The 21526-nt window shown below is 47.2% G+C and carries 17 protein-coding genes; 13 read left to right on the top strand and 4 right to left on the bottom strand.

Annotated features, from left to right (window positions below):
- Positions 1-51 precede the first annotated feature (51 nt).
- Entirely contained in the window at positions 52-1056 is a 1005-nt protein-coding gene (locus OP864_RS12075; RefSeq protein ID WP_270098431.1) for a PorP/SprF family type IX secretion system membrane protein, read from the bottom strand.
- A 317-nt stretch (positions 1057-1373) separates the two neighbouring features.
- Between OP864_RS12075 and porU the strand changes: the two genes are divergently transcribed.
- From porU to OP864_RS12035, 8 genes are all read left to right on the top strand, one after another.
- Complete coding sequence (gene porU, locus OP864_RS12070; RefSeq protein ID WP_270098430.1) at positions 1374-5264, top strand: type IX secretion system sortase PorU; 3891 nt, start codon at positions 1374-1376, stop codon at positions 5262-5264.
- A 441-nt stretch (positions 5265-5705) separates the two neighbouring features.
- Complete coding sequence (porV, locus tag OP864_RS12065; RefSeq protein WP_270098429.1) at positions 5706-6983, top strand: type IX secretion system outer membrane channel protein PorV; 1278 nt, start codon at positions 5706-5708, stop codon at positions 6981-6983.
- A gap of 224 nt (positions 6984-7207) precedes the next feature.
- On the top strand, positions 7208-8326 hold the full coding sequence (locus tag OP864_RS12060) for a DUF1015 family protein (RefSeq protein WP_270098428.1): 1119 nt from the start codon (positions 7208-7210) through the stop codon (positions 8324-8326).
- Between the two features lie 97 nt (positions 8327-8423).
- Positions 8424-9563: a cystathionine gamma-synthase gene (locus OP864_RS12055; RefSeq protein ID WP_002657294.1), complete on the top strand. Its 1140-nt coding sequence runs from the start codon at positions 8424-8426 to the stop codon at positions 9561-9563.
- Positions 9564-10453: 890 nt separating this feature from the next.
- On the top strand, positions 10454-10846 hold the full coding sequence (locus OP864_RS12050) for a hypothetical protein (RefSeq protein WP_270098427.1): 393 nt from the start codon (positions 10454-10456) through the stop codon (positions 10844-10846).
- A gap of 303 nt (positions 10847-11149) precedes the next feature.
- A complete protein-coding gene (locus OP864_RS12045) occupies positions 11150-11743 on the top strand; it encodes a leucine-rich repeat domain-containing protein (protein WP_270098426.1) in 594 nt (197 codons plus the stop codon).
- Positions 11728-12258, top strand: a complete 531-nt coding sequence (locus tag OP864_RS12040) for a DinB family protein (RefSeq protein ID WP_270098425.1) — start codon at positions 11728-11730, stop codon at positions 12256-12258. Before OP864_RS12045 ends, OP864_RS12040 begins: the two co-directional genes overlap by 16 nt.
- The gene (locus OP864_RS12035) at positions 12251-13285 is read left to right on the top strand and encodes a radical SAM/SPASM domain-containing protein (RefSeq protein ID WP_270098424.1); all 1035 of its coding nucleotides are present in this window, start codon (positions 12251-12253) and stop codon (positions 13283-13285) included. Before OP864_RS12040 ends, OP864_RS12035 begins: the two co-directional genes overlap by 8 nt.
- A gap of 228 nt (positions 13286-13513) precedes the next feature.
- Here the strand turns inward: OP864_RS12035 and OP864_RS12030 are convergent, their stop codons facing one another.
- Complete coding sequence (locus tag OP864_RS12030) at positions 13514-15313, bottom strand: acyl-CoA dehydrogenase FadE (RefSeq protein ID WP_270098423.1); 1800 nt, start codon at positions 15311-15313, stop codon at positions 13514-13516.
- Between the two features lie 260 nt (positions 15314-15573).
- Positions 15574-16332, bottom strand: coding sequence for a hypothetical protein (locus OP864_RS12025; RefSeq protein ID WP_270098422.1), 759 nt, complete (start codon positions 16330-16332; stop codon positions 15574-15576).
- 163 nt (positions 16333-16495) lie between these two features.
- Between OP864_RS12025 and OP864_RS12020 the strand changes: the two genes are divergently transcribed.
- From OP864_RS12020 to OP864_RS12000, 5 genes are all read left to right on the top strand, one after another.
- Positions 16496-17200: a DNA alkylation repair protein gene (locus tag OP864_RS12020; protein WP_270098421.1), complete on the top strand. Its 705-nt coding sequence runs from the start codon at positions 16496-16498 to the stop codon at positions 17198-17200.
- On the top strand, positions 17193-17648 hold the full coding sequence (locus tag OP864_RS12015) for a hypothetical protein (protein ID WP_270098420.1): 456 nt from the start codon (positions 17193-17195) through the stop codon (positions 17646-17648). The genes OP864_RS12020 and OP864_RS12015 overlap by 8 nt, the downstream gene beginning before the upstream one ends.
- Positions 17649-17661: 13 nt before the next feature.
- Entirely contained in the window at positions 17662-18297 is a 636-nt protein-coding gene (locus OP864_RS12010) for an SCO family protein (RefSeq protein ID WP_270098419.1), read from the top strand.
- Between the two features lie 7 nt (positions 18298-18304).
- Positions 18305-18700, top strand: a complete 396-nt coding sequence (locus OP864_RS12005; RefSeq protein ID WP_270098418.1) for a c-type cytochrome — start codon at positions 18305-18307, stop codon at positions 18698-18700.
- A gap of 287 nt (positions 18701-18987) precedes the next feature.
- Complete coding sequence (locus OP864_RS12000) at positions 18988-19983, top strand: DUF3137 domain-containing protein (RefSeq protein WP_270098417.1); 996 nt, start codon at positions 18988-18990, stop codon at positions 19981-19983.
- 223 nt (positions 19984-20206) lie between these two features.
- On the opposite strand, the gene OP864_RS11995 is transcribed toward OP864_RS12000, so the two are convergent.
- Positions 20207-21349 carry an OmpA family protein gene (locus OP864_RS11995; protein WP_270098415.1) on the bottom strand — a complete coding sequence of 381 codons (1143 nt, stop codon included), beginning with the start codon at positions 21347-21349 and terminating at the stop codon, positions 20207-20209.
- Between the last annotated feature and the right edge of the window lie 177 nt (positions 21350-21526).

Genomic DNA, 21526 nt, shown 5'->3' with positions numbered 1-21526 from the left:
GGTTTTTTTTTCTGAACAAAAGGCGAAAACAAATTTATAAAAAAAAGCAGACTACCTAAACATTTTTAGACAATCGTTATAGTCTATGCGTTTTTTATCGGATGCTAGGTTAAGAATCAGCGAGACTTCATGGGCGCCTCCAGAGGCATTGGCAAGACCGGAGAGCGTCCAATCATAGCTATAAGCTATTTTAATTGGCCCTTGCTGAACGCCAAGCATAAAAATAACGGCATCGGCATTAGAAAAAGTATGTCTAAACCAAATTCCCCCTAAAAAAATATCATATTGACTTTGGGCGCCAAAGTTTAGCTGCTTAAAATCACGCTGTTGGCTATATAAAATACTGGGCGAGATATAGGCGGCTTTTCTGATTTTTTTTCCTGTTGAAAGTGGAATTTGCCCCCCAAAGTGCAAGGTATAACGAATGGGCAGGGTAGCCGCCACTTCATTTAGCGACAAATAGCTTTCGCTAGGGGCATTGATATGCTTAATCGAGAATCCTCCATAAAAGTAAGGCATTTGATACAAAACCCCTGCCCCAAAATCCATATAGCTCAAATTATTGGCGCCTCGGGCTTCTTGGGTCGCATTGGTATTGCCCGAGCCATCTACCGAACCCGTGGCGGGGTCTAGCTGGTCCAAAAAGACCAGTTCATCCCAATTTAGGCGCTTATTGATAAACTGCCCCTCTAGGCCCATCCGCAGCCGGCTATTTTCGGCCAAATAGAGTGAATAGGTATAGTGCAGGCCAATTTGCGTGCTAGCATAAATGCCATTGCCCGCCACATCGGCCAAAACCGAGGCCCCAAAACCACTATTCTGCTTGCTAAAAAACTGGCTATAAGAAGCCGCATAACTCACATAAGCCTGCGAAATACTCGGCCATTGGTTTCTATAATTCAAATGAAATACGGGCGCATCTTCCAAACCCGTCAAAGCGGGATTGAGCTGCAAGGGAGCCGCATAAAACTGGCTAAATACAGGATCTTGCGCCCTCAAAGGAGCCCAACTAAGGAGAAATAAACAAAGAGTAAGGAGAGGATAAAACTTGAGCATGCCAACACTTTTTTAAGTCAAGACGTTATTTTGATTGAGTCGTTTAGTCTACAAACTAAACGCTATTTTTCTATCTTTCGATTTTTTGGGGCTTTCCCTTCGGTCGCCAAGAACGGCCCAAGGGCCTTCTTGTCGCCTCGGGTCGCTATGTTTCGGGGCTCGCAAGTCTGCTCGGCCCATCGGCGGCTTTGCCGCCTCGGTCTGGCCTTCGGCCACCCCTTCACAGCGCTAAGCCAAAGCAGCTTCGCTGCTTTAAGAAACGGCCCAAAATACAAAAGCGTACATTCTCATCTAACATTCATCTAGACTTTTCCAGCATGCCTAACTCCTCTCTTTCTATTCTGCCCCTCTTTTTACTCTTAGCGAGTTCATTATTTGGGCAAAACTTAACCCCTGTTCAAATACAACTAGATTGGAGCCCCAGCTTCAAATCTGCAGATGCGCTGTCGCCACAACAACAGTACCCCCATTTTGAAGGGGCCGTCTATGATGAGAACGAAATGCTGCCTTATTGGACCTATAGCCTTCGCCTGCGACAAACAAGCCAAATTCAAGCCGAATTGCAAGGGGCCATTTATGAACCCCTAGCCGTGCCCGCCAACTGGCGGCCCCAACTGCCCGCAGCTATCCAAACAGAACAGTTGTTTGAAAGAGGCCAGCCTCTGGCCCAAATTAAAGTTCTACCTATTCGCTATAATAGTAATAGCGGACAGTATGAGAAGTTAGTGCAAGCCGAGCTAAAAATTAGCCTCTCGCCTAGCCCCTCGCCCCTAGCCCGCAAATCTATTCTGCACCCGGTCCAACAATCTGCCCTAGCTAGTGGCCAAATTTATAAACTGGCCGTAAGCGAATCGGGCCTCTATAAAATTAGCCGCCAAGACCTAAGCGCCATGGGCTGGGACCCCAATAGTATTAACCCTCAGCAAATTCAAATCTTTGGCAATGGTGGCCAAATGGTTCCCGAAATTATTGGCCATGCCCAAATGATTGACGACCTCCAAGAATTAGCCATCTGGGTGGAAGGCGAACAAGATGGCCGATTTGATGAAAATGATTTTGTGCTTTTTTATGCCAAAGGCCCCAGAAATTGGCAGTACCAAAGCAATACAGACCGCTACCAACACCAACAAAATATTTATAGCGATCAAGCCTGCTATTTTATTAAGATAAATAGCGCAAATGGCCGCCGTATTAGTAGCCGAAATAATGGCAGCAATCCAGATTATAGCAGCAGCAGCTATGATGCCCTAGCCCACTATGAAACCGATGAAATCGCACTCATGGAGGATGTGATCGCCCTGCCGCCTAGTGGCCGCCTCTGGCTTGGCGACCCCTTCCAAATTAGCCGAAACCAAGACTTTAGTTTCGATATTCCCAACCGCCTTCCCAATGAAGAGGTTATCGTTCAATCTAGCTTTTTGGCCCGCCTAATTAGCGGAACAGGTAGTGGCAGCCTAATCATCTCTGAAGGCAACCAAAGCCGACAAACCGGAACCCTAGGCACGGTCAGTAGCTATGTCTACGCACTTTATGCCCAAACACTAAATCAACGCTTTAGTTTTGTTCCCGCTAGCAACGGAAGTATTAGCCTCAATTATCAGTTTAATCACCCTAGCTCTGGGGCAGAAGCTTGGCTAGATTATATCAGCCTGCAAGCTCGTGCCAATCTCCGCTACGAAAATACGCCCCTCTTTTTTAGAGATAGCCGCAGCCTTAGCGCCAATCAGGCCCAATATCAAATTGAAAATGCAGGCGCCAATCTCCAACTTTGGGACCTCACAGAATGGGGCAATATTAAGGCCCAAAGCTTTAGCCAAACAGGCAGCAATATCAGCTTTGTCGCCCCAGCCGATACCCTCCGAGAGTTTGTCCTCTTTCAGGCAGATAATATTGGCGCGCCTAGCCTTCTTGGCCCTCTAGATAATCAGAATTTACATAATATTACCCAAGCCCCACAATTACTCATTATTTATCATCCCGATTTTGCTAGCGAAGCCCAACGCCTGGCCCAACACCGCCAAGAGCATAGCGACATCACTAGCCTAGCCGTAGATATTAACCAAATTTATAATGAGTTTTCTTCTGGCCAACAAGATGCCACTGCCCTGCGCAATTTCTGCCGCATGCTCTACGAACGCTCTAGCGGAAACGATAGCCTGCGCTATCTGCTCCTCTTTGGCGATGGGAGCTTCGACCCCAAAGGCCTAAGCAAAAAACGAACAGAACATCTCAATTTTGTGCCTAGCTACCAAACCCCCAACACCCTAGAACCGCTGCGCACCTACACCTCCGACGACTTTTTTGCCCTTTTGGACCTAGGCGAAGGCGACCCCAATGCTAACCAAGCCCTAGATATTGGCGTGGGAAGACTGCCCGCCGCTAGCCTAAGCGAGGCCAGAACAATGGTCGATAAAATTATAGATTATGATAGCCAACCTCTCGCTCAGCAAGATTGGCGCAATCGCCTGACCTTTTGGGCCGATGATCAGGATAATAATATCCATATCAATGATGCCGATAATATTGCCCAAACTGTAGCCGCTAACCACCCCAACTATAATATCAATAAGATTTATTTGGATGCCTATCAGCAACAAAGTACCTCTGGCGGTAGCCGATACCCCGATGTTAATGCCGCTATCCTGCAAGATTTGTTCAAAGGAACATTGGTGGTCAATTATCTGGGCCATGGAGGCTGGGACGGACTCGCTCAAGAGCGAATCTTTACCCTCAGCGAAATTCAACAAATGAATAATCCCAATAAATTACCCCTCTTTGTTACCGCCACCTGCTCTTTCGCCCCCTTCGATGATCCCAAAAATCTTTGTGCAGGCGAACAGCTCATCCTCAAACCCAATGCTGGCGCTATTGCCCTACTCACAACGGTCCGAGTAGTACTCGCCGATGCTAACCAACACCTTACCGCCAATACTTTTGACCAACTCTTTTCGCCCATTGGCAACCGCATGCCCACCCTAGGCGAAGTCCTCCAAAGGGCCAAAAATAATAGCGGAATCCTTAGCGCATCTAACTCTAGAAAATATGTGCTCCTCGGCGACCCCTCCATGACCCTAGCCTACCCCCAAATGCAAGTAGCCACCACCAGCATCAACGGACAAGCCCCCAGCGGCGCCGATAGTATCAGCGCCCTGCAGTTGGTCCAAATTGAAGGAGAAGTGCAAGACCAAAACGGACAATTACTCTCCAATTTTAACGGCACCCTCTACCCCACCGTCTTCGATAAAGCCGATACCGCAAAAACAAGAGCCAATGATAGCGATAGCCAAATCCGCAACTTTATCCTCCAAAAGAAGGTGATCTTTAAAGGAAGAGCAAGCGTGACAAATGGCCGCTTTAGCTTCTCTTTTATGGTCCCTAGAGATATCAATTACAGCCTGGGCTATGGCAAAATATCTTATTATGCCGAAGATGGCCAGAGCATAGACGCTAGCGGCCACTACAACGGTATTGTGGTGGGCGGAACCAACCCCAATGCCGCCGAAGATAACGAGCCCCCAACAGTTAAGGTCTATATGAATGATCTCAATTTTGCCAAGGGCGGAATCACTGACCGCAACCCGCTTTTGCTGGTCCAATTAGAGGATGATAACGGCATCAATACCGTAGGCAATGGCATCGGCCACGACCTCACAGGCATCCTTACCTATACTATCGATGAACAAACTTATAGCTATAATCTCAATGAGTTTTATCAGGCCGAAGAAGACGATTTCCGCAAAGGGAGCATAGAATACCCCCTAAATAATCTGCCCGAAGGCCTGCATCAGGTCCAAGTTAAGGCTTGGGACGTATATAATAATATGGGCCAAGGCGAAACCGAGTTTGTGGTGGCCGATAATGCCCAAATGGCCCTCAATAATATTCTCAATTATCCCAACCCCTTTACGGATCATACCGAGTTTATGTTTGAACATAATTTGCCCGGCCAAGAACTAGAGGTGATGGTCCAAATCTATACGGTTTCTGGCAAATTGGTCAAAACAATCCAACAACCTATTAGCGCCGCCGAAAATACCGGCTACCGCATCGATGGCATCCACTGGGATGGCCGCGACGACTTTGGCGACCAACTGGCCCGAGGCGTCTATATCTATAAACTCAGCCTGAGGGCCGAAAGCCTGTCTGTAGAGGATGAAACAGAAATTAAACAAGAGGCTAGCTTCCAAAAATTAGTACTATTAAAATAATTTTTTGGGGCTGTCCCGCCCTGCGGGCGGGTCGCTACGCTCTGCAGCTCGCTCTCTGCTCGGCCCTGCGCCGCCTTTGGCGGCTGGGTCTGGCCTGACGGCCACTGCGGCGCATCGCTCATCCGTGAAAGGCGCCCTAGGGCGCCGAGCAGGCAGGCCTAGGGCCTGCCTGCGCCTTGGTCCTCAAGCGCTAGAAATAGCGTTTAAAGTAGCTTAGGCCCAAGTTTGTCCATTTTTTTTAACAAAACTCAAAGATTTAGCCCTATTTTTAGGCGCCAAAACACAAAAACGCACAACTTGTCCTCAGACAAAATAAATAAAAAGACTCCCCGCCCTCAAAACTTATAACTTAATTCTCATCTATGTAGCAGCTTTACTTTGGGGCCAATACCTTTAGGTGGCAGCCCAACTATTATCATCTTAAATTTAATCTAACCTCTTATGCAACAGAGAATCTTGCAGGCCTTTAGTTTTGTTCTAGGCCTAGGAATATTTTTGGGTTTACCCGAAGCTAAAGCGCAGTGTATCCTTAAAGATGGACAACTCGTTCAACCCGATGGCAGCCCCTGCTCGAATACCATTATTACTGCTGTTCCCTTTTTGCGCATTACCCCAGATGCTCGCTTTGGTGCTATGGGCGATGCCGGTATCGCCCTAGATGCCGACCCCAACTCTATGCACTTCAATTCTTCTAACCTCGCCTGGGCCCCCAGCGATGTAGGAGTATCTATGAATTATACGCCTTGGCTTCGCGCCCTAGGCCTCAATGACGTTTTTCTCTCTTATGTCTCGGTCTATAAACACCTAGATGACCGCCAAACCCTAGGCGGCTCTCTCCGCTATTTCTCCCTAGGAGAAATCCAATATACCGACGATCAAGGAAACGCCCTGCAAACGGTTAGCCCCAGAGAGTTTGAACTCACTGGCGCCTATGCCCGTAAAATGAGCCAAAACTTTTCGGCCGCTCTTAACCTTAAGTATATTTACTCTAGCTTAGGAACAGGCGTAGCCGCTGGCGGAGAAACCCTAACGCCCGCCCACGCCTTTGCCGCCGATGTTTCCTTTACCTACAACAAACCTATGAAGGTCAATGATAAGGAAGCCAATTTACGTATTGGTCTGGCCATGACCAACTTGGGCTCTAAGATCTCTTATACCCAATCTGCCGACCGCGATTATCTGCCCGCCAATATTGGCCTAGGCTCTGCCTTTACCTATGATATTGATGAGCATAACTCGATCACTTTTGCCCTAGATATCAATAAATTGATGGTCCCCACGCCCATTCCCCGCAGCATCGAAGACGAAAATGGCAACCTAGTCGAAAATCCAGCATACGATAGCGATGGAGATGCGGGCCAAGGAGATGGTACCGCCGACTACAAACAGCAGTCTGTGCCTAGCTCTATTTTCTCTTCTTTTAATGATGCCCCCGCTGGCGCCGGCGAAGAGTTTAGAGAACTGATGTACTCTGTAGGTATGGAGTATTGGTATAACAAACAGTTTGCTGTACGTGCCGGACACTATAACGAGCACTCGACCAAAGGAAACCGCAAGTACTTTACGGTAGGCCTTGGCCTGAAGTATAACATCTTTAATATCAACTTCTCTTATCTAGTGCCTGCCGTAGCCGCCCAACGCAATCCCCTAGATAATACGCTTCGCTTTTCGCTTGTTTTTGACTTTGGCGAGGCCCCTGAATTTGATACCAAAAAATAAACTGCTTTTTTACAAAAAGTTTGTAATATATTTGGCCAGCTCCCCCCTTGGAGCTGGCCTTTTTTATGGCCTAGCGCTGTGGAGGGGTGGCCGAAGGCCAGACCCAGCCGCCGAAGGCGGCGCAGGGCCGAGCAGACCTGCGAGCCCCGCAACATAGCGCCGCAAGCGAAGCGCTGCGGAGGCCCCAAAATATCGACTAACAAACAACAGAAAACAACATTATTATGGCTAACATTATCCCTTTTCGGCCAGTTTTGCCCGACCTCAACGACATTATTTCCTTTGACGACTTTTTTGGTACCGCCAAACGCAAGTTCCCCCTCTATTACCGAGATGGCTACTACCAAATGGACCAAGAGCCTAGCCTGCTGATTTATCGAATTATCCGACACAACCGCAGCCATACCGGTATTATTGCCTGCACCCATGTAGAGGATTATATTCAGGGCCATATCAAACGACATGAGTTTACCCTGGCCGATAAAGAGGCCCGGATGCAGGAGCTTTTTGAGGAGCGCAATGGTGTGATTAAACCCATTTTGCTCACTTACCCCAATGTGCTAGAAATTGATGCCCTGATTAACCGCATCACGATTTCTATGCCCCCTAGCTTTAAAATTCCCTTTGAAGACGACCAACATGTATTCTGGTTGCTCAAGGAAGAAGAGCATGTGCAGCGGCTACAAGAACTCTTTAAAGATAAAATTCCAAGCAGCTATATCTGCGATGGGCACCACCGCATGACCACCGCCGAACGGCTGTATGCCCAACATAAAAGTAAGGAGGCCAAAAATCCTTACCACTATATTATGGCCGCCTATTTTCCCGCTAGCGAGATCCTAATCCATAACTATAATCGCATTCTCAAGTCGCTCAAAGGACTTAGCGAAGAGGAGTTTTTGCAAAAACTAGAGAAATATTATGAGGTCAGCCTAGAACCCATGGCCTTCCGCCCACTCCGCCGTGGCGAAATGGGCTGCTATATTAAGGGCCGTTGGCGCAAACTCATTTTAAAGGAAGAATATAGCCCCGGCGATGAAACCAGCGTGGCCGATAGCCTAGATGCCCACCTCTTCAATCGCTATATTTTACAAGATATCTTGGGCATTGAGGATGTCCGCAATGATGTGGAGGTCCGTTATGTAGGGGGCGTGAAAGGCCCTGCGGCCCTAGAGCGAAAGGTAGATGAAGAGTCGGCCGTGGCCGCCTTCAACCTCTATCCCGTGGCTATGGAAGACCTCATTTCTATCTCGGACCTCAGAGGGACCCTGCCCCCCAAATCTACTTATGTAGAGCCCCGTATGCGCAACGGCTTTACCGCCCAAATGTATAGCAAAATCTAAGTCTCCTCTTAATCAAGGCCTAGAACTTGGCTAGACAGCCCTACTTTTGTATCTTCCCCTAACTTCATTTAAGAATCGAATTAAACGACTTATTTTTATGAAATTCGGAACCAAAGTCATTCACGCAGGTATTGAACCCGATCCCGCAACGGGAGCGATTATGACGCCCATTTATCAGACTTCTACTTATGCCCAAAGCTCTCCGGGCCAACATAAAGGTTATGAGTATTCTAGAACGCTCAACCCGACCCGCAAAGCCCTAGAAGATAACTTGGCTGCCCTAGAAAATGGACAGTTTGGCCTTACTTTCGGCTCTGGCCTAGCCGCAGAAGCTGCCCTTTTGCACCTGCTCGATCCAGGCGATGAGGTGATTTCTACCAACGACCTTTATGGTGGATCTTACCGCCTCTTTACGAAGGTCTTTAGCCGCTATGGCATCAAGTTTCAGTTTGTAGGGATGCAGGGCACCGCCGAAATCGAGGCCCATATTACCGAAAAAACTAAGCTCATCTGGGTAGAAACGCCCACCAACCCCATGCTCAATATTATTGATATTGAGGCCATTTGTGCCGTTGCCAAAAAGCACAACATTATGGTTTGTGTAGACAACACTTTTGCTACGCCTTACCTCCAAAATCCCTTGGACCTCGGCGCTGATGTCGTCATGCACTCGGTGACTAAATACCTAGGTGGCCACTCTGATGTGGTGATGGGCGCTTTGGTGGTGAAGGATGAAGCCTTGGCCGAAAAGCTCTACTTTATCCAAAACTCTGTGGGCGCTGTTCCTGGTCCCCAAGATTGTTTCTTGGTCCTTCGTGGCATCAAAACTCTACATCTTCGGGTGCAAAGAGCGAGCGAAAATGCCGCTAAAATTGCCGACTTCTTGATGCAGCACCCCAAGGTAGATAAGGTGTATTATCCTGGTTTGGCCCATCATGCGGGACATGAAACTGCCAAAAAGCAGATGCGCGGCTTTGGCGCTATGCTTTCCTTTAATCTTAAGGAGGATACCGCAGAAGCTGCCGCTAAGGTGCTCGAAAAGGTACATTATTTCACTTGTGCCGAGTCTTTGGGTGGCGTAGAATCGCTCATTGGCCATCCTGCTAGCATGACGCATGCGGCTATTCCCCGCGAAGAGCGCCTCAAAGTGGGCTTGACCGACTCGATCATTCGCCTTTCTGTTGGGGTAGAAGATGCCGATGACCTTTTGGCCGATTTGGATAAGGCCCTAGGATAGGTCCTCCCCTTTTGGAATCTATACGATATAGAGCTGCCGTTTTTCGGTGGCTCTTTTTTTTTGTTTTGGGGCCTCCTGCCTTCGGCAGGCGCTACGCTTCAGGGCTCGCAGGTCTGCTCGGCCCTGCGGCCTGACGGCCTTGGTCTGCGGCTTCGCCGCCCCCTTTCGCATCGCTAGGCCGTTTGGCCTTCGGCAATGGCGGCACATCGGTTACTCCCTCTGGTCGTCGAAGACGCCCTAAAGGGCTTGTTGTGGCCGCTCATCTGTCTTTTTTCTTTTAGCTTTTTTCTGCGGCAGTTTGGCTTTTGTTTTTTATTCCCCATAATTCTCATAGGGACCCTAGGGCCAAGGCCCTAGGCTATCTAAAAAATCGCCTTCCCCTCATTCGAGGGGATTTGCCTAATAGCCAGCCGCTAACCCCATTCCCTAAAACATCCATTGACCGAAGCACTACCCCTCCTTGGAGTGACTCTACCCTTAGCCTAGGGTCTTGGGAGACTGTTTAAAATTTTGTAAGCCCCCTTATAAATTTTACAGTATATATAGTAGTCGAGATAAAACTGCTTATAGCCATGGGCTGAAGCCCATGGTTGTGGGGCTATGCAAAGAGCGGGCTAAAGCCCTTCTTTGCAGCTAGGGCTTGGGCTCATTTTCTTCTTTAGTGAATAGCCTTAGAAGTAGAAAAGCGAACAAGGACTTTAGTCCGTCAGTTCGCTCAGTCAATAACCCTGGGCTTCAGCCCAGGGCCTTACAGCATGTTACAGTTGCGCTAAGCTATTCTGCAAATGCAAAACAGCCCATCAAAACCTTTTTGTCCTATTTGACAGAGATCAAACAGCCCATCAAAACCTTTTTGCCCTATTCTGCAGCTACAAAACGGCATATTCCATTTGGAAGAAGCTATTCTGCAGCTACAAAACGGCATATTCCATTTGGAAGAAGCTATTCTGCAGCTACAAAACGGCATATTACAGTTGCGGCAAGCTATTCTGCAGATGCAAAACGGCAGCTTACAGTTGCGGCAAGCTATTCTGCAGATGCAAAACGGCAGCTTACAGTTGCGGCAAGCTATTCTGCAGCTACAAAATGGCATATTCCATTTGGAGGATGCTATTCTGCAGATGCAAAACGGCATATTCCATTTGGAGGATGCTATTCTGCAGATGCAAAACGGCATATTCCATTTGGAGGATGCTATTCTGCAGATGCAAAACGGCATATTCTATTTGGAGGATGCTATTCTGCGTCTAGAGGCGGCGAAGCCGCCGGCTGAGGGGCTGTAGCAGGGCCGCCGAAGGCGGCAGACCAAAGCGGCGCAGCCGCTGCAGGGCCGAGCGAACAGCGAGCTGCGAAATGGCCCGACCCAAGGCCGAAGGCCGCAGGGGCAGCCCCAAAACAGCCTCCTAAAGGCAGAAAAAAAGAGTAAAACTGGGGAGATGATGTGGCTGGGGAGGGGACATAGGCTGGCGAAAAGGGGAAACATCTAGGGACTTAGCCGAAGAGAAGGTTTTAAAATCTTTAGAAAAGCAGTATTTTGAGAGTAACTCAATGCTTGAGCGGCTTTATTTTGACAAAAAACGATATTGATGAGGCGATTATATTTTTTGTTTTGCTTTCTTTTGTTTTGGCAGTTTGCGATGGGGCAAGCGCAGCCGCCATCTTGGGCTTGTCGGGATATAGCAGGCTTATCGGGAGAGCAATTTGACAGCTTGCGGGTTCTTTATTTGTATGAAAAGGAGCTACAAGACTGGCCCAAGGAGATGCGTCAGGCCAAGGGGTTGAAGCGGCTTTGGCTGAGGAAGATGAGCTATATGGACCTGCCAGTTATTTTGGAAGACTTGCAATATCAGCCGCAGTTAGAGCAGCTCTTTTTGACGGAGAACGAGCTGGCCTTTTTGCCGGCTAGCATTGCTAATTTGCAGGCCTTGCGCATTTTATATTTGGACCAAAACGAGCTTGACCAACTGCCTGAGGCATTGGGGCAACTGCAAGATTTGGAAGAACTGCATTTAGGGGATAATCAGTTGGAGCAGCTGCCAAAATGGCTAGAAGACCTTCCCAATTTGAAAAAACTTTATGTGCAGGGCAACCCTTTGAGTTTGGAGACCGATGAAAGTCGAGCAGCTTGGGAAGAACTATTTAAAGAAAAGAAAATTCATTGTCAATGGAACAAACAGTAGCACGTCCGGAAGCGGGAGAATTTGCGCCCTTTTATGCCAACTACATCAACTTGGTTCCGGCTAGGCCCCTCTTGCCGCAATTTCAGTTAAACATGGACAAAACCCTTGAGCTATTGGCACATTTGCCATTAGAGGCGGGCAACTTTGCCTATGCCGAGGGCAAATGGAGCATAAAAGAATTGGTGCAGCACTGCATAGATACCGAGCAAATTATGTTATATAGAGCCCTGCGTTTTGTTCGGAACGATGGGCAGGCCTTGGCGGGATTTGATGAAGACGCCTATGTTGCGGCCCTTAATTTGGAGCAGCGCAAGCTTTCGGAGCTCTTAGTGGATTGGCAGAGTTTGCGACAATTTAGTCAGCGGTTTTTCCTACATCTTCGGGCAGAAGATTGGCTAAAGCGGGGAGTTGCTAGTGGCAAAACTTGTTCGGTTCGGGCTTTGGCCTACATCATCTTGGGTCATGAGAGTCATCATCGTAATATATTAGAAGAACGTTACCTTCCTTATGTCTAAACTAGCCAAATTGCAGGATGCCTGGAACCTAGGGCGTCGGATTGGGCCAAAACGGTTTTGGAATCTAGTCAAAGTCTACAGCTCCTATTATTATAGTCGTTTATTGGGGCGGCCCAAGCAATGGGGTTTGCCTTTTTCTATTGCCATAGAGCCGACCACGGCTTGCAACCTTCGTTGTCCGGAATGCCCTAGTGGGTTGCGCAACTTTTCTAGGCCAACGGGCAACCTCAAGGCTGATTTTTTCAGGAGTTTGATGGACCAAATGGGGGGGCAGCTCTTTTACCTGACCTTTTACTTTCAGGGAGAGCCCTACATCAACCCCAACTTTTTGGAGATGGTCGCTTATGCCAAGCAGAAGGGCATTTATACGGCCACCTCTACCAATGCACATTTTTTGAATGAGGCCAATGCGAAGAAAACCGTAGAATCGGGTTTGGACCGTTTGATTATCTCTATAGATGGCAGTGATCAGGAGACCTACTCGGCCTATCGGAAGAGTGGAAAATTAGAGAATGTATTGCAGGGGGCCAGGAATATGGTCAAGTGGCGCAAGAAACTGAAGAGCAAAACCCCCTATTTGATCTTTCAGTTTTTGGTAGTTCGGCCCAATGAGCATCAGATTCCGGACATCTATCGTTTGGCGGAAGAGATAGGGGTGGATGAGGTTAAATTGAAGACCGCCCAGATCTATGATTACAAGCAGGGCAACCCCTTGATTCCCACACAAAATAAATATGCTCGTTATGCCAAGCAGGCGGATGGCAGTTATGTCATTAAGAATGAGTTATTGAACCATTGTTGGAAGCTTTGGCACTCTTGTGTGATTAGTTGGGATGGTCGGGTATTGCCTTGTTGTTTTGACAAAGATGCGCAGCATGAGTTGGGGCAATTGCAGTCGGCAAGTTTTGAGGAAATCTGGTGGTCGGAGGCCTATCAGGAATTTAGAGAATTGCTATTTAGGGGTCGGGATCAGATAGACATTTGTCAGAACTGCACAGAGGGTTGTAAAGTTTGGGCGGAGGATTGATTTGGTGGAGCGCTTGAAGGCTTAGAGAATGACAATCACTGTAGGTTGAAACCTACAGCAACAATGGTATTGCTCCGCAATAATATATAAATGAGGGTTGAAACCCTCATGAAGTTGACTCGCCTAGGGTAAAACTTTATTCGGATACAGGACAGCCCCAAGGCCCAAACAAAAAAGGTCTACCTCTGAGGAGGCAGACCTTTTTGAATTTGATTGATATTCTGCTAATTAGAAGCAGTACTCATTAGCGTCGATAAAAGTTTTGGCGACTTCACGACCTAGATTTTTGACATTATATTGTCCGCCTTTGCTAAAGCGTTTCACGCCATTGAGCATCATGCGGAGGGCATCGCCATCGGCGAAAGAGCAGAGTGCATCTTTGGCATTTTTGGCGGCGCGATCGAGGGCATCGTTAAGGAAAATCTTAAGCATTTTTTCGGGATTGCTATTATCTTTTCCGAGTTCGGCTAATTTTTGGACACGGAGAAGGAAAGACTCGGCCACGAAAGCGTCGATCATTAGGTCGGCGATATTCATGCAGATTTCCTGTTCATTTTTGAGGTCCAATTTGCCATCAAGTTGGTATTTAGCGGCACCACCGGCCACCATAAGGGCCATTTTCTTGAGCTGCTTAACCGTTTTGATTTCTTGAGCTAGGGGGCCGTCGAGATTTTCGATTTTGGGCATGCTAGCCAACTCCTTTTGCACCTCCCAAGCGGGTCCAGTGATATCGATAGCGCCCTTCATAGCTCTACGCATCGTCATAGAGAAAGTGAGCAAGCGGTTAATTTCGTTGGTACCTTCAAAGATGCGGTTGATCCGAGCATCGCGGTAAGCGCGGGCAGCAGAATACTCTTCAGAGAAGCCATTTCCGCCATGGATTTGGACCGTTTCGTCTACTACATAATCGAGCATTTCGGAGCCAATCACCTTAAGCATAGCGCATTCTACAGCATATTCTTCGGCGGCGATTAGTTTGGCCTCGGCAAAAGTTTTGCCTGCTTCCATAAGGGCCTTAGCCTTTTGTTGGAGGAGCATAGAGCTACGGTAGAGCGCCGATTCTGCGGCATAAATCTGAGTAGCTTGTTGGGCCAACTTATGTTGGATAGCCCCAAAATTGCTAATTGGCTGTTTAAATTGATGGCGTTCGTTAGCGTACTGTACGGCTAGGTCGGCATTGCGTTTAGCGGCGCCTAGAGTCATTACGCCCAACTTAAAGCGACCCACATTGAGTACATTAAAGGCGATGAGGTGGCCTTTTCCGATTTCTCCCAAAACAGCATCCTTAGACACCTTTACATTTTCGAAGAACACTTGGCGAGTAGAAGAACCTTTGATCCCGAGTTTATCTTCCTCGGCGCCAAGGCTAAGGCCTTCGGCTCCACGTTCTACCAAAAAGCCAGTAAACTTATCGCCATCTACTTGAGCGAAGACAATAAACACATCGGCAAAACCGCCGTTAGTGATCCACATTTTTTGTCCGGTAATAAAGAAATGTTCTCCATCTTCAGAGCGGATCGCCTTTGTTTTAGCGGCTAGGGCATCTGAGCCAGAGCCGGGTTCGGTAAGGCAATAAGAGGCTGCCATTTGGCCAGAGCAAAGGCCGGGTAAGTACTTTTGTTTTTGTTCTTCGGTACCATAATAAAGGATGGGGAGCATACCGATACCTGTATGAGCGGCTACAGCTACAGAGAAAGAGCCCGAGCGGCCCACCTCTTCGGTAATAATGGTATTGGTATTATTATCCATGGGCATTCCGCCATATTCTTCGGGAATATGTGCGCTGAGTAGGCCCTGCTCGCCCGCTACGGCCAAAAGATCCTTAGCAATATTATTTTCTTGCTTTTCGATTTTGGCGTAATTGGGGTAGATATGCGTTTCGCAGAAATCCTTCACCATTTGGCGAATCATCTCCTGCTCCTCATTACTTTCTTCGGGGATATAAGTTTCTTTTGCTTGGCTATCGCGGACCAAATACTCCGCACCTTTTAGCACCTCTGTTTGTTTATTATCAACAAGTTCTGCCATGATTGTATGTTTTTATAGATTATACTTTCAGAATTACTATAGTTTAAGGGTTCTCCTTAAACCCAAAAGAAGAGATAGGGCCTTGGACCTTATCTCTTCTTTGATGGGAAAGCGCTTATTGCCAGCGCTATCTCCACAACCCTAAAAATAGCATTTTGTTTGCATTTAATCAAAAAAAGCCGATAATAATTTTCATTTGTGGTCATTTAGGCCAATAAACAATTAACTAATTTGGTGGCCATAGTTTTTTGGGGCTATACTTAGCGTTTTTTAGGCTTTTTAAAATAGTCTTCAAAAATGGCGGTTTGGTAGGGTTGGCTACGGAGCAAAAAGGTTTTATAGCCTTCTACCTTGGGGATATGTTTTTTGAGCAGCTCTATACTGACCTTAGCATTGGCGGGTTTAGCCATAAAGCAGAGGGCATCTAGGTGGATATAGTAGTAGTCTACGGTATATTTTTTCTCTTCTCTTTTTGTTTGGTTTTGGAAATAGGGTAAAGAGTGTCCTTCAAAACTGTTATAGTCCCTTTTCCAATAAAAAATTTCCTCATCTAGGGCCTCTAATTCTTCTAGATCTAATTTAATTTTGCCTAGGGTTTTTTTGGGCTTTTTTAGGAGCTGGCTCAATTTAACTTCTACAGGAAGTTTATACATTTGCCCATGCAAACTATCGCGGTTAATTTCTGTAATATGTTCTAGGGCGGTATAAACTGGCATATCGGGCAAATTGCTCATAAACTGATAATGCAGCAGCCAGTAGCCATCTCGGTACTTATTCCCTAGGGCTACGGTATACAGCATCACACTATCTTGGCCAGAATTCACGTACCATGATTTTAGCTCGCCATTAGGGGTTTTATTCTTTTGCCGAAAAACACCTTGACGCAGATGAAAAAGGCGCTCTAAGTTGCCATCTAATTTTTTGTAATGCTCTTCGGAGAGGTAGGCCTCGGTAGGCTGTGCTAGCAGTGCTGCCGAAGACAGGCAGAAGAGGAGCAACATCAAATAACTATTCTTCATAAAAATTAAGTTTAGGAGTGAAGCGATGCTGTGGGGGTTAGCAAAGTGTTTAAAAAAAAAGGGTATTGCTTGCTTTATTAAAATTAACTCAAAAACTGCGAAGTCTTAAATTTTTCAAAATAAAATTCTTCAAAAAGCAGTCATATTAAAATTTTGTAAACTATTGAAAAAGACTCAAATAGCTTTATTAAAAGCCTTAGAAGCCCACTTTAAGCAAGCCGCTATTAAAGAGAAGGCTGCGCCTATGTCGGCTTATATGCGGAATCGGTTTAGCTTTTTGGGACTGCCTGCCCCTATTCGGAAAACGGCCCAAAAAGCTTTTTGGGCCAAAAGGCCCTTGCCTCAGGGAGAAGATTTATTTGATTTTGTGCAATTACTTTGGGCGCAGGATTATCGAGAGTTGCACTATCAGGCGATGGAGCTCTTAGAAAAGCCCTTGAAAAAAACAGAAGATGCAGAGCTGCTGCCCTTTTTGCTGCAGCTCTTGCAAAGCAATAGTTGGTGGGATAGCTGCGATTATATTGGTCCAAAACTCATTGGCTCCTATTTGCAACGTTTTCCCACCCTTAAAACAGAGGTGAAAAACTGGGTTCAATCAGAAGACCTCTGGCTCCGAAGAACGGCCCTGCTCTTTCAGCTTCGCTATAAAGACAAAACAGATTGGCCCCTCTTGCAAGAAATTATTCTAGAACTAGCCCCCGAAACCGACTTTTTTATCCGAAAAGCAATCGGTTGGTCGCTCAGAGAGTACTCTAAAACCAACGGCCCAGCTGTTACTACTTTTATTCACACAAATGAAGCTAAACTATCAGGTCTTTCTCAACGAGAAGGACTCAAATGGCTAAAAAATCAACAAAAAAATGGCTAAATTCCACGCTTTATTTCTTGGCTTGCTCCTACTTGCAGCCTGCCAAAATCCCGCTGCTGCCCCCAGCAATCAAAGCGGCCTTTCTCCCCAATTAGATTCGCTCTATACCCTTGTTGTGGCCAAACACGACAGCATTATGCCCGAAATTGGGCAGCTAGAAGCTTATCAATTTAAGCTGCGTAAATTATCTGCCGCAGATAGCCTGCCCGCAGAACAAAAAAAGGACGCTTTGCTCATTTTGGCCCAGCTCAAAAAAGGACATGAGGCCATGTTTGACTGGATGAATGCCTTTAAAAATCCTCACCTCAATGAGGACTTTTATGCCCAAAGCTCAGAAAAAGAACTTTGGAGCTATCTACAAACTGAAGAAGAAAAAATTGAAGAGGTCACTAGGCTGATGCAAAGCAGTATGCAAAACGCCAAAGGCTTCCTTGAAGAGATTAAATAAAGATTGTCCTACTATGAATACTAAATTTTTCATCTTTCTGCTCGCCATAGCAACCTTAGGCGCCTGTAGTTCTAGCCCACAAAAAAAACTACCCGTTTTGGGCCAGCCCGAAGTGACTGAAAAAACCGTTGATGGTAAAACGGTCTATGACTCTACAGAACATAAAATTCCAGATTTTAGCCTCTACAATCAAGAAGGCGAAAATATTACCCAGGCTACCGTAGAGGGCAAGGTCTATGTCGCCGATTTCTTCTTTACCTCCTGCCCCACGATCTGCCCCAAGGTGAAGGCCAATCTCAAAAAGGTGTACAAGGAGTATAAAGACCGAGATGATTTCTTGCTCCTCTCCCACTCTATCGATGTCAAACACGATACTATTGGCCGCCTTGCTTGGTATGCCGATAAGTTTAATATTGACGCTAAAAGCTGGCATTTGCTCACGGGCAAACATGAGGACATCTATAAGCTCTCGCCAGAATATCTCATTGCGGCCTTGGTCGATGAGGGCGCTCCCGGTGGTTTTGACCATAGCGGGGCCGTGGCCTTAGTCGATCGCCACCGCCGAATTCGGGGAATGTACGATGGTACAGATCCCGAAAAAATGGAGGACCTCATTAAAGATATTGCCATCCTTTTGGCCGAAAAATAAGCCGCTTATGCGTCCCATTTTCCTTTTTTTCTTCCTGCTTTTGGGCCTTTTTGCCTGCGAGCAACCCAATGCCTACGGCGATGGCGCCATGCTCTACGAAAAACATTGCGCCAACTGCCATGGCGACCAAGGCGAAGGCCTAGAAGAGCTGATTCCGCCCCTCGCCCAAGCCGATGCCCTGATGCAGGCCGGTACGGCCGCCGCCTGCTGGGTCCGCTACGGCCTGCATGGCCCTATTCTCGTCAATGGACAAGAATTTGACAATGAAATGCCCGAAAATAAAGCCCTTAGCGCCGTAGAAATTACCAATGTGCTCAATTATGTGCGCAATTCTTGGGGCAATAAGGGGGAGTTTCTACAACTCGATCAGGTGCAAGAGCAACTTTTAAATTGCCAAAAGTAATTTTTTTGTATTTTGTTTTGGGGCCTCCGCAGCTTTGCTGCGTCGCTACGTTTCGGGGCTCGCTATTCGCTCGGCCCTTCGCCAGCAAGCTGGCTCGGTCTGGCCTACGGCCACCCCTGCACATCGCTAGGCCAGGGCGGCTTCGCCGCCTTGGTCTGCCGCCTTCGGCGGCCCTGCTACACATCGGTTACTCCCTTTGGTCGTCGAAGACGGCCTAAAGGCCTTGTTGTGGCCAGGGCGGCTTCGCCGCCCTACTGGACCATTTTTTTTGCTCTAATTCCCTCTTTATGTTTGACCTCAATGCGCATATCCAAGAAATTGAACAGCTGATTCCCAAGGCCGAAAAGCTGCGCAAGCGCAAGCTGATCCCCTACTATTTGCTCAAGTCCTTGGCCCTAATTCCCTTGGCTATCGCTTTGCTTTTTGCCTATATTGCACTGAGCAATTTAGATAGCAAGGCAATTCCGATTCCTACTGGGGTGGCGGCTTTCATCTTTTTTATTGGGGCAATTGTGCTCTTTTCTAGAGCGGGCCGCAATCGTTTGGACCGCCTGAGGGGCGAGGTAAAAGAAGCGCTTTTGTTGCCCCTTTTGGGCCAGCATCCTCATTTTGAGTATCGGCCCAAAAATAGCTTAACCCTAGATGATTTGCGCAGAGCGGGCTTGTTTCAGCCGCCGCCCAATATCCTAAAAGGCGAAGACTTGTTTGTGGGCCAAATTGGTAAATTCCCGGTCGATTTTTCAGAAATAGAGGCCAAAAGGCGGACAGAAAACCGCAGTGGCAACAAGAAAAAGGTCAATATTTCTGTTGTATTTAAGGGAATTTTTGGCCGTATTCGCCTGCCCAACAGCAGCCAAATTGGGTCTACCTTAGTGATTCCACAATTGATCAAAAACTCCCAAAACTCTAAGTGGTTTTCTTGGGTCAACGATGCGCTTTCACTGCTTCAGATTAAGCAAAAGCATATTGAAATTGAGGGCCTACCCGAATTTTCGGAGCGTTATGCCGTTTATGGCGACAGCCCTGAGGGGAGCCGTAAGTTATTGCGTTTGGATTTACAGCAGGTTTTGCTCGATATTTCGGCTCGTTGGGAGCGGCCCGTTTATTTTGCTTTTGTGGACCAGACGGCTTATTTGGGCCTATCTCATAAGGGCCAGCGTTTTGAGTTATCTGTTCGCCAGCCCTTGAGTGCGGAAACAGTACGGCAGGAGGCCAAGGTTTTTTTACAAGAGTTTCAGGAAATTGAACATTATATGGAGCTATTGGCCCAGCAACTCTCTTAGCTCCTCGGCCAGGCCTTATTTGGCCCAGCGCTGCGCAGCCGTGGCCCAAAGGGCCAGACCAAAGCCCGCAGGGCTGCAGGGCCGAGCAGACCTGCGAGCGGCGCAGCATAGCGGCGGCCGACCTAGCCGAAGGCTAGCCGGCCGCGGGCCCCAAAAAAGAATAAAGAAAGCCCCCAGCAGCAGAACGCTCCTGAGGGCTATTTTTTTGAATCTGGACCATCATTTAATTTGGACCATCTTGTTCGCCACAAATAATTTCGGCCTCTACCCGGCGGTTAACGGCCCCGCCATTTTCGTGATGCGGCAAAGGTTGAGAGCCGCCATGATGTAGGGTAATAATTCTTTTGCGATCCACCCCTTTCTGGATTAAGGCTCTTTTGACGGCCAAAACTCGTTCCTTAGAAAGGATGAGATTATTGTAAGCATCGCCAAAAATATCGGTATGTCCGTGCAAGACCACCTTAGCAGAGGGGTATCGTTCTAAATAATTTTGGACAATACCCAAGGTTTTCATGGCCTGTACTCGTCTAGAAAAGCGGGCTTTATTATCGTGAAAATAGACATTTTTGAGGATCACTCGTTTTTGGCACTCTAAATCTTCTACCGTATTGAGCATATTGGGCATATAATCTACGGGCTGCATGGCCGATTGAATGGGCATATTGGGGCGTTCGCCTAGGTTTTCGGCTTTGGGGACCAGTTCTTCTGACTCATAGACCTTAGACTTTGCGTAGCTAAAGGCTGTATAGAAATTATCTAGCTTCGTTTTCATTTCTTGTTGGCTGCCTAGGGTGGGGCTAGTAGCCGACTTTAGCATGAGGTCACTCACCTCAAAATACGTTCTAAAATTGGCATCTTGGGGGCCTCCGGTGAGGTTGACCACCTTAACGAAATAGGGCAAATTTTCTACATGTAACTCACAGCTAAGGACATCGCCTTTTTGGGGCATCATGGGAAAGCGTTGTTCGGCGCCTAGCTCGGCTAATTGCAATTCATTATTGAGGCGAATATTTTTGACCGTGGCCAATTTGCGCAAAGCCTCTTGTTGGCTACCTGGCCGTTTGGGTGTTTCTAGGGCCCAGGCATAAGGGAGGTCGTGGCCAACAAACTCCAGCATATCGTTATGGGTAGAAATATAAATACAATGCAAGACGACCTCTTTGGCGCCGTACTCTACCTTAGAGATGATAAAGTTTTTGTTTTTTTCACGATATCGGGGGAGATAATCTACATGAGAGAAATGATCATCAATGAGGGGACGATAATCCTCTGCTGGGCCTTGGGGGCTAGCCCAGGCCGTAGTCGTATTGGGCCAAAAACCCAAGATGAGACTGCAAACTAGGAAAAGGGGGAAAAATGATTTCATTTTCAAATGTTTGTATGTCGAACTCATAAAAAAGAGCGTTTATCAGCTAGCAGGACGTTTATAAAGCGATATTATTTTGTTTAGCGACCAAAACTTGCAAAAAAAGACTACTTCTGTAGAGTTCTATTGAGGCGGACAAATAGAACGGGACACAAAGATAAGCTATTCCCTTTGCAT

The organism is Saprospira grandis (genome assembly GCF_027594745.1).
In the GTDB taxonomy this organism is placed as follows: Bacteria; Bacteroidota; Bacteroidia; order Chitinophagales; family Saprospiraceae; genus Saprospira; species Saprospira grandis.
The sequence above is the reverse complement of the archived record's forward strand: the minus strand, read 5'-3'. Positions and strand labels throughout refer to the sequence as shown.

What these genes read in the sequence shown, in the direction of transcription:
- porU (WP_270098430.1), top strand. Translation starts at nt 1,374, where the DNA reads ATGCCTAACTCCTCTCTTTCTATTCTGCCCCTCTTTTTACTCTTAGCG.
- porV (WP_270098429.1), top strand. Translation starts at nt 5,706, where the DNA reads ATGCAACAGAGAATCTTGCAGGCCTTTAGTTTTGTTCTAGGCCTAGGA.
- OP864_RS12000 (WP_270098417.1), top strand. Translation starts at nt 18,988, where the DNA reads ATGTTTGACCTCAATGCGCATATCCAAGAAATTGAACAGCTGATTCCC.
- OP864_RS12015 (WP_270098420.1), top strand. Translation starts at nt 17,193, where the DNA reads ATGGCTAAATTCCACGCTTTATTTCTTGGCTTGCTCCTACTTGCAGCC.
- OP864_RS12010 (WP_270098419.1), top strand. Translation starts at nt 17,662, where the DNA reads ATGAATACTAAATTTTTCATCTTTCTGCTCGCCATAGCAACCTTAGGC.
- OP864_RS12045 (WP_270098426.1), top strand. Translation starts at nt 11,150, where the DNA reads ATGAGGCGATTATATTTTTTGTTTTGCTTTCTTTTGTTTTGGCAGTTT.
- OP864_RS12075 (WP_270098431.1), bottom strand. Translation starts at nt 1,056, where the DNA reads ATGCTCAAGTTTTATCCTCTCCTTACTCTTTGTTTATTTCTCCTTAGT.
- OP864_RS11995 (WP_270098415.1), bottom strand. Translation starts at nt 21,349, where the DNA reads ATGAAATCATTTTTCCCCCTTTTCCTAGTTTGCAGTCTCATCTTGGGT.
- OP864_RS12030 (WP_270098423.1), bottom strand. Translation starts at nt 15,313, where the DNA reads ATGGCAGAACTTGTTGATAATAAACAAACAGAGGTGCTAAAAGGTGCG.
- OP864_RS12060 (WP_270098428.1), top strand. Translation starts at nt 7,208, where the DNA reads ATGGCTAACATTATCCCTTTTCGGCCAGTTTTGCCCGACCTCAACGAC.
- OP864_RS12035 (WP_270098424.1), top strand. Translation starts at nt 12,251, where the DNA reads ATGTCTAAACTAGCCAAATTGCAGGATGCCTGGAACCTAGGGCGTCGG.
- OP864_RS12005 (WP_270098418.1), top strand. Translation starts at nt 18,305, where the DNA reads ATGCGTCCCATTTTCCTTTTTTTCTTCCTGCTTTTGGGCCTTTTTGCC.
- OP864_RS12025 (WP_270098422.1), bottom strand. Translation starts at nt 16,332, where the DNA reads ATGAAGAATAGTTATTTGATGTTGCTCCTCTTCTGCCTGTCTTCGGCA.
- OP864_RS12040 (WP_270098425.1), top strand. Translation starts at nt 11,728, where the DNA reads ATGGAACAAACAGTAGCACGTCCGGAAGCGGGAGAATTTGCGCCCTTT.
- OP864_RS12055 (WP_002657294.1), top strand. Translation starts at nt 8,424, where the DNA reads ATGAAATTCGGAACCAAAGTCATTCACGCAGGTATTGAACCCGATCCC.